The following is a 12,726-nucleotide window of genomic DNA, read 5'->3' as shown; positions in this document are numbered from 1 at the left end:
GAATGAAAAGCCTTTTTGAAGAAATTAATGATCGTATGTTAGGAGAAGTGGGACAAAGTGTATTAACATTTTTAATCCAACACAAGCTGTTGTTTCTCGTTCTGTTCGCTTGTTATGGATCACTGCTTCTGTACTCCAAAGTCATTTACATGTATTACATCCCAGGCCGTATCAAACAAATAATTTTGATGAATCCGGGACTTCCTGTAAAGAAACTATCAGAAATCTGGAAGCAGGAAAAGAAAAAACTACCCTGGTATATTTTGATTCCTTCAAAGAATGAACGGTGGGTTAAACTTGCCAGTCAGTCGAATGGGGAATATCAACTGCTGTATTTTAATCGAAAGAGCAGTTATGCCAGCGAACAAACAATGATTGAAAATTTATACGAGAATCTGAAGGGAGATTTTCATCTTGGTTAAAAATAGCATCATGCCTTCCTTATTCGGGGCTGATATTGGGAATTTGCAACACGACGTTATGGCATTGAAAGAGTTAGAGATAGAAACGCTGCATGTAGATATGATGGATGGTAGTTTTGTGCCAAATATTGCTTTCGGACCAACTCAGGTTGCGGACTTAAAACAAATTTTACCCTTTCAATTTGATGTTCATATGATGGTTGAAAATCCAGAAAAATTTATTCCTCAATTAGTGAAAGCTGGGGTGGAGTATATTAGCATCCATCAAGAAGCAACGGTTCATTTGTTGCGGGGCATTCAGTTGATTAAAGAATTGGGAGCAAAAGCTGGAGTTGTGTTGAATCCAGGTACACCGATAGAAAGTATTCAGTTGGTTTTAGATGAAATTGACTATGTATTGCTGATGACAGTGAATCCAGGTTTAGGTGGACAAGAGCTGTATTCGCCAATTTACCAAAAGATTCAGGCCATGAAGAAGTTGATTGGTGAACGGCCGATTAATATCCAAGTGGATGGCGGAGTAAATACTAAAAATATCAAGGCTTGCCAACAAGCGGGTGCTAACTGGTTTGTGGTAGGATCCTATCTGTTCTCAGGGGATTCAACCGAAAAATTTAAGCTTTTAGAAAATGCGTTACAGTAAGGAGAGCATAAAATGAGAGCATTAAAATTATATGGAAAACAAGATTTGCGTTATGAAGAAGCCAAAAAACCACAGTTGAAAAAACCAACCGATGTGTTGATCAGAGTGAAAGCTGTGGGAATTTGCGGTTCCGATCTGTCACGCTATAAAAAATTAGGACCCTATGTTTCGGGGATGGTTTGGGGCCATGAATTTTCTGGTGAGGTCATAGAGATTGGCGAGCAGGTAAAACATGTATCTATAGGTGATCGTGTGGCAGGAGCTCCTTGTCTTACTTGTGCTGATTTGGATGTTGAGGAGTGCTATTACTGTAAAAAATCGGAGTTTGCTCGTTGTGAAAACTTAACAGTTATTGGTGCTCGCCATGGTGGAGCCTATGCTGAATACATTCGTTTACCTGAAAAAAATTGTGTGGCCATTCCCGATTCGGTGGATTATGAATCGGCAGCTATGATTGAGCCTTCAGCTGTAGTGGTGCATGGCTATTACCACACGAATATTACTGCTGGCGATACTGTAGTTGTGGTTGGCTGTGGAAATATTGGTTTGTTATCAATTAAATTTGCCAAGATATTCGGAGCAACCAAAATTATTGCAGTAGATATTGCTGACGAGGCATTAAAAATGGCAGAAGAAGCAGGAGCCTCTCATACCATAAACTCTTTGAAGGAAGAGACTTTAGAAAGAATTACCGCTTATACAGGCGGTTTGATGTCTGATATTGTAGTAGAATCGGCAGGCTCTCCCATTACTTCCGCTCAAGTATTCGCCTATGCCAAGAAAGGCGGCGGTGTAGTCTTTATGGGAATTCCGTATGCGGATATTATGATTGAACGCTTTTATTTTGAAAAAATTGTACGTAGTGAATTGAAGGTTTGGGGGGCCTGGAGTTGTGTTTCGGCACCGTTCCCTGGTAAGGAGTGGTTAACCATTATGTCGCTGCTTGAAAATGGTCAATTGGAATTAAAATCAATGATTACTCATCGCTTGAAACTATCCGAGGGACCAGAAATATTTGACACCGTCACGCATAAAAAACCAGAAGACAATTTTGGCAAAATCATGTTTTTCCCTGAAGAGTTCTAGGAAAGGAAGAAAAAAATGAATCGAAAAAGAATCTATGTATGCTGTGGGACGGGGATTGCAACTTCCACAGTTATTGTAAAAAAGGTTTCGGAGTTTTTAGATGAAAATAATATTCAGTACGATATTAGTCAATATATTGTCTCCGACATTCCTTCTAAGGTTGCTAATAAAAAACCAGATATAGTCATCAGCTCTACCACTATTTCTGCTGATTTAGGAGATGTGCCAGTGCTCTTAGGCCGCTCATTTTTGACCGGAATTGGTCGGGATAAAACAAAGCAAGAGCTGCGTGAGATTTTAGAATTCTAGCAAAAAGGAGGAAAAGAAATGTCAGTTGTTTTTGACTTTTTCAAATACATCATTGATTTAGGTGTGAGTGTGATGATGCCCATTATTATTACTATTTTGGGCGTTATATTTGGAAGGAAGCTGTCGGTCTCTTTTAAAGCAGGACTGACTGTTGGGATTGGGTTTATCGGAATTAATGTAATGGCCGGTGTCATGATGAGTGCTATCACACCAGTAACCAAAGCCTTAGTTGAACGGTACAATTTTAGTTTAACAGCCACAGATATCGGCTGGGGAATTGGCTCCTCGATTGCCTGGGGGACACCCGTTGTTCCGTTTGTTTTTATCGCTATCATTATCACCAATGTTTTAATGTTAATGTTTAATTTGACTAAAACGATGGACGTCGACATTTGGAATTACTGGCAGCCATTATTTATCTCTAGTGCGCTGTACCTGACGACAGGAAGTATGGTTTTGGCTGTAGCAAGTGCTGTCATTAATATGGCAATTATTTTTAAATTAGCAGATATGACGCAAAAAGATGTTTCAGATGTTTTAGGCTTGGAAGGAATTTCATTACCGGCACTGCAGACAACCGGCTGGGCAGTGTTAGGGTATCCTATGAATTGGCTGTTAGATCGGATTCCCGGGATTAACAAGATTAATTGGACCACCGAGAATGTTCAGAAAAGACTAGGGATTTTTGGCGAACCAATGATGATGGGGCTGGTAATAGGCGGCTTGTTAGCCGCTGTTGCCGGAATGCCTTTGTCTGATATCTTGACTACGGCTGTTTCAATTGCTGCATCACTAGTCTTGATTCCACGCATGGTTTCCCTATTGATGGACGGCTTGATTGTCATTTCCGAAGCTGCTCAGGAATTCATGGAGAAACGGTTCGAAGGCCGAGAGATTTACATTGGTTTAGATGCTGCATTAGGAATTGGACACCCTTTTGTATTGTCTTTAGGTTTGTTGATGATCCCGATTACTTTAGTACTGGCATTTATTCTTCCCGGAAACAAAACTTTGCCGTTAGCTGATTTAACCGCACTGCCATTTTATATGATTTTTGCAATCTTGCCTTCGAAGGGGAACCTATTTCGCGGTGTAATCACCGGAATATTTATTGCAACAATTACCCTGTATATTTCGGGAATTGCTGCACCAATTATGACTGGATTAGCAGCCGATATTGGCTATCAAATCCCGGGGGAAGCGACCGAAATCACCTCCTTGGCTGTGGGAACGCAGTGGTATTCATGGATTGTTTATTACTTGTTAAGTTTATTGTCTTAATAAAATAGTGCCGAAGCCCGAAGCCAAAAGGGTTTGGGCTTTTTCAGGCACCAATTAAGAAATTTGTCTTCTATTATATACAGATGACAATTCTAGTACTATAAAAAATATTGACCTATTAGGTAAACAAAGATATAATTGTGTTGACCTAATAGGTAAACAGCTAGGTGGAAGGAGCAATAAATGGATAAAAAATTATTGGAATTAGAACAGGAACGACGGGACAGGCTGTTGAATGCGGCTTTGAAGGAGTTTGTCTTAAAAGGCTATGATCATTCTTCTACCAATGTAATTGCTAAAGAGGCTAAAATGTCCAAAGCACTGATGTTTCATTACGTGAATAACAAGCAGGATCTTTTTTTAGCAGTTTATGACTATTTCACGGATTTGCTTGAGCAGGAGTATTTTGAAATGCTGGATTTTTCAGAAGGAGATATCTTTGTTCGCTTACGTTGGTCATATCTTTTGCAGCTCCAGCTGATCAAACGCTATCCTTGGATCCTTGATTTTGACAAATTATCAGCAAAAACAAAATCAGCTGAAATCAATCAAAGGTTAGCGACTGTTGAGAAACAAAAGACTTGTCAGCAGCAATTGTTTGATAATCTTGATAAATCGAAATTTCGCAGTGATCTAGATCATGAAAAGTGTAAGCAATTCATTTTGTGGATCAACTTAGGCTTTACCAGCCAGATTGTGGAGAAGATTAAGTCATCCAATGGTATAGATTTCGATGAAGAGGCGGTCATTGTTACACTGGATGAGTATTTAAAAGAATTGAAGAAATTAGTTTATGCAGCAGCAGATGAATAAAAAGGCAGCACTTGTTTTAGTTATATTGATAATTGTATTGCTTAGTCAATTCAAGATAGGAGGGTATTCCGTGAAGAACACTGAAATACAAGATCCGATAATTGTTGAATTTCCTCTGCGGGGAGAATGGCAGTCGCCAAATACACCTGGTACAAAGATACCCAGTCATGGGACGGATCGATTGGGAACACGCTATGCGTATGATTTTATTCAGGTGGATTGGAACCGCAGCGGCTGGCCAGCCTATCGCAGCAGCTTGCCAAAATATTTGGTATCCGGATTACCTATTAGTGATTACTATTGCTGGGGGCAAGAGATTTATGCCCCCTTTGATGGAGAAGTTGTTTTCGCAGAAGATCATTATCCCGAACGAGAGCGCACGAATTTACGGACTGATTTGATAAATGCTTACAAAAATGCCAATCATTTTGATCCCGTTATTGACGATGCACGAACAGTAGCTGGAAATTATGTGATTATTAAGCGGGTAGAAAAAGTTTATGCCGCTTTGTGCCATTTACAGACAGGTTCGGTACAAGTTGCAGCTGGCCAACAAGTCAAAAAGGGTCAGTTGATTGGTCGTGTTGGGCATTCAGGCAACTCCTTCGGTCCTCATTTGCATTTTCAATTAATGGACAGCAGCAATATTGTCAAAGCCCAAGGATTACCTTGTGCTTTTGAGCGATATGAACTGTATCAGGAAGGGCAGTGGAAAAAAGTAGACAAAGGAATTCCAACCAATAAAGACAGAATCAGATTTCTATATTAAAATAATTTTTGATTCTAATCAGTGACAACACAATAAAGAACGAGCGATAAAACTTTTACTAAAATGACTAATTTACAAATAAAGATGCAAGAAAAATACATCAATTTCTTTTTTATAATTTAAGGCAGCAAAAAGGTGAAGCAGATTCAAATCTTACTTCACCTAAGGCTATCAATGAATTTGACAAGCAATATGATGTTGTTCAAATATTTCTTTAAAGTAAGCCAGCTCCTCAGTGTGTAGCTGGGGAATATCCTGCATCTTATATTCTCGATCCAAAAATGCATATTTCTTTTCACCAAATTGATGGAAAGGTAAAAGCTCGACTTTTTGAATGCCCAATTGATCAAACAGCTGAGCAAAAGACTCCGCATTTTCTCTGCCATCGTTGAAATCAGGAATAACGGGAATACGAACAATTAAATTGGTATGACGCTCCAAGGCAAATGCCAAATTTTTTAAAATTGGAGCTAAAGATACTTTTGTGCCCTTTTTATGTTGCAGCTCATCATGGTGTTTTACATCAAAGTACAACAGATCCACCTGTTGAATATATTTTTCAAAAACTTCCTGTCTGGCAAACCCAGTTGTTTCACTGGCAGTGTGAATGCCTTTCTCCTTTAATTTCCGCAATAATTCGGTCGCAAATTCTGCCTGATAGAGGACTTCGCCGCCGGAAAGAGTCACGCCCCCATCGGATTCTTCGTAAAAAGGTTCATCCTTCATGACCTCATCAATAATTTCATTCATGCTTTTGTATTCCCCTACAGTGGCGTAATCTTTCTTTTGAGTGTCCCACATATTTTCTGGATCACCAGCTTGAGACTCGGGATTGGAACACCAGTAACAGCGGAGCGGGCAACCTTTGAAAAAAACCACCGTTCGAATTCCAGGTCCATCGTGAATACTAAATTTTTGGATATTGAAAATACATGCTTGGTCCATCATGGCAAAGGCTCCTTTCTTATTCAAATTCATATTAACAGATAAAAATCCTTACGTAAATAGTTTTAGTTTCGAATGAAAGTGAATAGGTTATCTTTAATGATTGTTGTCTGCTGGAAAATATGGTAATCTGGTAAAGAATAGGGGGGATTGAATGTCTAGAGAAGAAGAGATACTTTCGATTGTTAGTCAAAAGAAAAAAATCGAAGTTAATGAACTTTCAGAACTATTGGAGGTTTCTAAAGTAACTATTCGAAAAGACTTAGATAAGCTGGAGTCTAGGGGGTTGTTGCACCGCCAGCATGGCTATGCTTTACTAAATAATACCGACGATATCAATTTCCGTTTGGCTCAGAATTATGATCTCAAGCGAAGGATTGCTTTAGAAGCAAGTAAAATAGTGAACGATGGGGATGTGATTATGATTGAGTCAGGCTCTACCTGTACGTTGCTGGCAGAAGAATTGGCTTTCAATCGAAATGATATCACTATTATTACGAATTCTTGTTTTATAGCTTCCTATATTCGCAAGGCTGAATCCGCTAAAGTAATCCTTATTGGTGGTGAATATCAAAAAGATTCTCAGGTAAATGTAGGACCATTGGTTAAAAAGGTAATTAGTGAGTTTTTCGTTGATAAGCTTTTTGTTGGTATCGATGGCTTTGATAAAAAGCGCGGCTTTACCGGCAGTGACATTACTCGCTGTGATACTACTAGGACACTGGCGACCGCTGCAAATCATACGATTGTTTTAACAGATTCCAGCAAATTTACCCAGAATGGTGTAGTATCCGAATTTGGTTTTGATGAAGTCAACAAGGTATTTACCGATGCGGGAATCAGTGCAGAGAACCAAGCTTTTTTAATTAATCACCATATCAAAGTAATAACTGTCTGATATTGCACATTTGTGCAATATTTTTTTTATTTTTAAATGACTGAATAGCAATTGACGCGTATTCTATTACCATGCTATTATGGTTACGAAAGAAACAATAATGTTTACGAACGAAAACAAGGAGGAAGCGTAATGAGTATTCAAACAAAAGAAAAAAGCTCGGCTGAAAACTACCCTTATTTTGGAACATTAACCAATCGCATGAACGACTATCGTGAGTCTGTACTGACTAAGAAGCCTTATATTTGTGCTGAACGTGCTCTGTTAGCAACAGAAGCCTATAAGGAAAACATGAATCAGACCAACGTTATGAAGCGAGCTCTAATGCTAAAGAACATTCTAGAAAAAATGTCCATCTATATTGAAGATGAAACATTGATTGTAGGTAATCAAGCCTCTTCCAACAAGGATGCTCCGATTTTTCCAGAATATACCATGGAATTTGTTTTAAACGAGTTAGATCTGTTTGAAAAACGTGATGGGGATGTTTTTTACATTTCAGAACAAACGAAAGAGGAGCTACGCTCGATTGCGCCATTTTGGGAAAACAATAATTTACGTGCCAAAGCTGGCTGCTTACTACCGGAAGAGGTTTCTGTCTTTATGGAAACCGGATTTTTCGGAATGGAAGGCAAGATGAACTCCGGAGATGCGCATTTAGCAGTTGACTACAGACAAGTTCTGGAAGTTGGACTCAAGGGCTACAAAGAACGCACTCTAAGAGAAAAAGAGAATTTAGATTTAACCCAACCAGAAAGTATTAACAAATATCAGTTTTATAATGCGGTCTTACTGGTCTTGGATGCGGTGAAGACATTTGCCGAGCGTTTTTCTCAACTGGCTAAGGAACAAGCAGAGACTGCAGCACCCGAAAGAAAGGCCGAGTTGTTGGAAATCAGCCGAATTTGTGCCAAGGTACCTAACGAGCCGGCGGAAACCTTCCAAGAAGCAATACAATCAGTGTGGTTTATTCAACTAGTTTTGCAAATTGAATCAAATGGTCACTCATTATCCTATGGCCGTTTCGATCAATACATGTATCCCTATTTGAAGGCTGATTTAGACAGAGGCAGCATAACTGAAGATCAAGCAGTTGAGTTGTTAACCAACCTGTGGATTAAGACCTTGACCGTGAATAAAGTTCGCAGCCAGGCCCACACCTTCAGCAGTGCGGGTAGTCCGATTTACCAAAATGTGACGATCGGTGGTCAAACACGAGATAAACAAGATGCTGTCAATGATTTGTCTTATCTGGTTTTACGAAGTGTGGCACAAACGAAGCTGCCGCAACCAAACTTGACGGTGCGCTATCATGCTGGTCTAGATAAGCATTTTATGGATGAAGCTATTGAAGTTATGAAGATTGGTTTCGGGATGCCGGCGTTTAATAATGACGAAATTATCATTCCATCCTTTATTAACATCGGAGTCACAGAAGAAGATGCCTATGATTATAGTGCAATCGGCTGTGTCGAGACAGCGGTCCCCGGTAAATGGGGCTACCGCTGTACTGGAATGAGCTACATGAATTTCCCTAAAATTCTGATGACTGCCATGAATGACGGCATTGATCCAGTTTCTGGTAAACGTTTTGTAGAAGGGAATGGACACTTCAAAGAGATGCAAACCTTTGAAGAATTACAGACTGCTTGGGATAAAACAGTGCGAGAACTGACTCGCATGAGTGTGATTGTGGAAAATGCGATTGATCTTGGGTTAGAAAAGGAAGTTCCAGATATTCTATGTTCTGCTTTAACAGAGGATTGTATCGGTCGAGGCAAAACCTTAAAAGAGGGCGGAGCAGTTTACGACTTTATTTCTGGTCTGCAAGTAGGCATTGCCAATTTAGCTGATTCGTTAGCTGCCATTAAGAAGCTGGTTTTTGAAGAAGAGAAAGTCACAACCGAGGAACTATGGGAAGCATTAATGACTGATTACGAAAGTGATCGCAGTAAAGAAATCCAGCAAATGATTCTTTTTGATGTTCCTAAATACGGCAATGATGATGATTATCCTGATCAACTGGTGCGACAAGCGTACGACAGCTACATTGATGAAGTCAAAAAATATCCGAATACTCGTTTTGGTCGAGGACCTATTGGTGGTACTCGTTATTCAGGGACCTCATCGATTTCAGCTAATGTGGGTCAAGGACGAGCAACTATGGCGACACCAGACGGGCGAAACGCTTGGGTACCTTTAGCAGAAGGCTGCTCACCTTCCCATAATATGGATAAAAACGGACCAACCGCAGTACTGAAATCAGTCTCTAAATTGCGAACCGAAGAAATTATCGGCGGCGTCTTATTGAATCAGAAAGTAAATCCTCAGACTTTGGCTAAGGAAGAGGACAAACAAAAGTTGATTATGCTGCTGCGGACCTTCTTTAACAAGCTGCACGGTTATCATATTCAGTACAATGTCGTCTCTCGCGAAACCTTAATTGATGCCCAGAAGCATCCAGAAAAACACCGGGACTTGATTGTTCGGGTCGCTGGCTACTCGGCTTTCTTCAATGTTCTGTCGAAAGCAACGCAGGATGATATTATTGAACGGACGGAACACGCTATCTAGAATTGAATAATCAATAAAAACTGGTTTAACAGCTTCCAGCTGTTAAGCCAGTTTTTTTGTAGTAAGAGAAGATTATCAAAGGAAACCAACAAAATTGAGCACTGTCCTTACAGGAAAAAGCCAGACTTTGTACAAGCTAGATGTTCAGTGTTGAAAGCTTGTACAAGTTTTTTAGTCAGAGCGAAGCAATGTTTTATAAAAAAACGATATCAAATTAATTAAAACGAGAATCACTAAGCGATTATTCTGATAATCCAAAAAGATCGTTATTTTTTGTTTTTTTGGAATAGTTCTATGTTCTTGATAGGATGAAAAATATACAATGTGGAACATTAGATCAGTATTTGATAAATCGAGTGAGGCTATAAATTGTTATATTTTAAGGCTCATTTAATAGATTTTCTAGACTTGTATCGTAAGACTAGTTAATTTACACTTTATATAAGAGCCAAATCAAATCTATTGATGAAATGATCAGTGATTAGTGTTGAGACAAAATGTCATTTAAAAAAAGTTGAATTTTTTTCTGTATTTATATTAGGTTTTGAAATAACACAAGGAGTATTTATTCTCGAAAAATTGAATATATACATACTTTTTGAATAATGCAAAGAAACCGACATTTATTTTGCCAAAACCTGCGTAGTGAAAGCGCATACCTTTTGTTAGTATGTGCTTGTACCAATATTACAAAGGAGGAAATGTTTTATGGGAAATGCAATTAATGTTTTTTCAGAAATCGGACCATTGAAACAAGTACTGCTTCACAGACCAGGTAAAGAGTTAGAAAATTTGATGCCTGATTATCTAGAGCGCTTATTGTTTGATGACATCCCTTTTCTAGACCAAGCTAGAAAGGAGCACGACGCTTTTGCTGATACACTGAGATCAAAGGCGATCGATGTATTATATTTAGAGGATTTGGCTGCGGAAGCACTAACTAGTGATGGCCTTAAACAACAATTTCTTACTGAGTATTTGAATGAAGCAAATATTAAGGGTTCGGATGCACGTAAGGAAATCGAAAGTTATTTCTCCGCAATTAAGGACAATCGGGAGTTCATTGACCAAACAATGGCTGGACTGAGAAAAAATCAGCTTTCGGTGGGAGTGAATAAGAATCTTTCTGACATGGTTCAGGATGAATATCCATTCTATATTGATCCAATGCCGAATCTTTATTTTACTCGCGATCCTTTTGCAACTATTGGAAATAGCGTATCTCTGAATAAGATGTATGCGGAAACCAGGCGGAGAGAAACCTTATACGCGAAGTACATTTTTAAATATCATCCAATGTTCATCGAAAATCCGGTTAATCTGGTATACAACCGAGAAAATGATACTCGTATTGAGGGTGGCGATGAACTGGTTCTTTCGAAGAATGTTTTGGCAGTGGGAATTTCCCAACGGACCGATGTTTCATCCATTGAAAAATTGGCCCTTCAAATTTTTGAAAGTGAACCAAGCTTTGAGCATGTCTTGGCATTTAACATTGGTGAGGAACGTAAATTCATGCACTTGGATACGGTGTTTACAATGGTGGATTACGATAAATTCACGATTCACCCTGAAATTGAAGGTGATTTAGTTGTTTACTCTCTGTCGAAACCAAATGGACAAATCAAAATTGTGGAAGAGAAGGATACCCTAGAAAATATCTTATGTCGTTACCTAGATCTGCCAGCAGTTGAGTTGATCCGTTGCGGCGGCGATGATATTACCGCAGCAGCTCGCGAACAATGGAATGACGGCTCCAACACTTTAGCAATCGCACCTGGCGAAGTGGTAGTGTACGATCGCAACACGATCACCAATAAGAAATTAGAAGAAGCGGGCGTGAAATTGAACTACATTCCAGGCAGTGAATTAGTTCGTGGACGAGGCGGCCCACGTTGTATGAGTATGCCGTTTGTTAGAGAAGACATTTAAATTATAGGAGGAATAAAAATGACATCAGTTTTTCAAGGACGTAGCTTATTAGCGGAAAAGGATTTTACGAGAGAAGAATTGGAATATTTAATTGATTTCTCAATTCATTTGAAGGATTTAAAGAAACGCAACATTCCCCATCATTATTTAGAAGGAAAAAACATTGCGTTGCTGTTTGAAAAAACTTCGACTCGTACCCGGGCAGCTTTTACTACTGCATCAATTGACTTAGGTGCACACCCAGAATTTTTAGGGGCGAATGACATTCAGTTAGGTAAAAAGGAATCGGTTGAAGACACTGCAAAAGTATTGGGCAGCATGTTTGATGGTATCGAATTCCGCGGATTCAGTCAACAAGTTGTTGAAGACTTAGCTAAATATTCCGGTGTTCCAGTTTGGAATGGGTTGACCGATGAGTGGCATCCAACTCAAATGATCGCTGATTTTATGACCATCAAAGAAAACTTCAACACCTTAGAAAATATTACCTTAGTCTATGTTGGTGATGGACGCAACAATATGGCAAATAGTTTACTGGTAACTGGAGCAATCTTAGGTGTTCATGTAAGAATTTGTGCACCAAAGGAATTACAACCAGAACAATCTGTAGTTGATTACGCAAACAAATTTGCAGCCGAATCTGGCAGTCAGCTAATGATTACTGATGACGTAGCAAAAGGTGTGAAGGGTGCCAATGTTCTTTACACAGATGTGTGGGTATCAATGGGAGAAGAAGATAAGTTTGAAGAACGAGTGAATTTGCTGAAAGATTATCAAATCAATATGGATATGGTAAAAGCGACTGGAAATATGGATGGCGATTTAATTGTCTTGCATTGTTTGCCGGCTTTCCATGATACAAAAACTCAATACGGCGAAATGATCAAAGAAAAATTTGGGATCAATGAAATGGAAATCACCGATGAAGTATTCCGCAGTAAATATGGCCGCCAATTTGAAGAAGCAGAAAATCGGATGCATTCAATCAAAGCGATTATGGCTGCAACATTAGGTAATTTATTTATTCCAAAAGTGTAAATGAGAGAGGAGGAAA

12 protein-coding genes are annotated in these 12,726 nt (G+C 39.1%); 11 read left to right on the top strand and 1 reads right to left on the bottom strand.

The annotated features are described in order from the left end of the window. The first annotated feature begins 2 nt into the window (after positions 1-2). The 7 genes from IGI46_RS21460 (at position 3) to IGI46_RS21430 (ending at position 5,323) form a co-directional block, all read left to right on the top strand. A complete protein-coding gene (locus tag IGI46_RS21460) occupies positions 3-422 on the top strand; it encodes a hypothetical protein (RefSeq protein WP_207701903.1) in 420 nt (139 codons plus the stop codon). Beyond that, the gene (rpe, locus tag IGI46_RS21455) at positions 415-1,065 is read left to right on the top strand and encodes a ribulose-phosphate 3-epimerase (protein WP_429965815.1); all 651 of its coding nucleotides are present in this window, start codon (positions 415-417) and stop codon (positions 1,063-1,065) included. The genes IGI46_RS21460 and rpe overlap by 8 nt, the downstream gene beginning before the upstream one ends. A gap of 12 nt (positions 1,066-1,077) precedes the next feature. Further along, entirely contained in the window at positions 1,078-2,151 is a 1,074-nt protein-coding gene (locus tag IGI46_RS21450; protein WP_429965816.1) for a galactitol-1-phosphate 5-dehydrogenase, read from the top strand. 15 nt (positions 2,152-2,166) lie between these two features. Then, complete coding sequence (locus tag IGI46_RS21445) at positions 2,167-2,460, top strand: PTS sugar transporter subunit IIB (protein ID WP_207701900.1); 294 nt, start codon at positions 2,167-2,169, stop codon at positions 2,458-2,460. An 18-nt stretch (positions 2,461-2,478) separates the two neighbouring features. Further along, positions 2,479-3,741: a PTS galactitol transporter subunit IIC gene (locus tag IGI46_RS21440; RefSeq protein WP_429965817.1), complete on the top strand. Its 1,263-nt coding sequence runs from the start codon at positions 2,479-2,481 to the stop codon at positions 3,739-3,741. Positions 3,742-3,924: 183 nt separating this feature from the next. After that, positions 3,925-4,554: a TetR/AcrR family transcriptional regulator gene (locus tag IGI46_RS21435; protein ID WP_429965818.1), complete on the top strand. Its 630-nt coding sequence runs from the start codon at positions 3,925-3,927 to the stop codon at positions 4,552-4,554. 70 nt (positions 4,555-4,624) lie between these two features. After that, positions 4,625-5,323 carry a M23 family metallopeptidase gene (locus IGI46_RS21430; protein WP_429965819.1) on the top strand — a complete coding sequence of 233 codons (699 nt, stop codon included), beginning with the start codon at positions 4,625-4,627 and terminating at the stop codon, positions 5,321-5,323. A 171-nt stretch (positions 5,324-5,494) separates the two neighbouring features. Here the strand turns inward: IGI46_RS21430 and IGI46_RS21425 are convergent, their stop codons facing one another. Next, entirely contained in the window at positions 5,495-6,271 is a 777-nt protein-coding gene (locus tag IGI46_RS21425; protein ID WP_429965820.1) for a glycyl-radical enzyme activating protein, read from the bottom strand. A gap of 151 nt (positions 6,272-6,422) precedes the next feature. Here IGI46_RS21425 and IGI46_RS21420 point away from each other — a divergent pair, with 151 nt between their 5' ends. The 4 genes from IGI46_RS21420 to argF all read left to right on the top strand — a co-directional run bounded on the left by IGI46_RS21420 (position 6,423) and on the right by argF (position 12,710). Then, positions 6,423-7,166: a DeoR/GlpR family DNA-binding transcription regulator gene (locus tag IGI46_RS21420; protein WP_207701896.1), complete on the top strand. Its 744-nt coding sequence runs from the start codon at positions 6,423-6,425 to the stop codon at positions 7,164-7,166. Between the two features lie 132 nt (positions 7,167-7,298). Then, complete coding sequence (locus IGI46_RS21415) at positions 7,299-9,740, top strand: glycyl radical protein (protein WP_429965821.1); 2,442 nt, start codon at positions 7,299-7,301, stop codon at positions 9,738-9,740. Between the two features lie 708 nt (positions 9,741-10,448). Next, positions 10,449-11,672, top strand: a complete 1,224-nt coding sequence (gene arcA / locus IGI46_RS21410) for an arginine deiminase (RefSeq protein WP_429965822.1) — start codon at positions 10,449-10,451, stop codon at positions 11,670-11,672. An 18-nt stretch (positions 11,673-11,690) separates the two neighbouring features. Next, positions 11,691-12,710: an ornithine carbamoyltransferase gene (gene argF / locus IGI46_RS21405; RefSeq protein WP_429965823.1), complete on the top strand. Its 1,020-nt coding sequence runs from the start codon at positions 11,691-11,693 to the stop codon at positions 12,708-12,710. Positions 12,711-12,726 lie beyond the last annotated feature (16 nt).

This window comes from Enterococcus sp. AZ163, assembly GCF_050498925.1.
In the GTDB taxonomy this organism is placed as follows: domain Bacteria; phylum Bacillota; class Bacilli; order Lactobacillales; family Enterococcaceae; genus Enterococcus_A; species Enterococcus_A ferrettii.
This window is presented reverse-complemented; position numbering and strand designations above follow the sequence as displayed.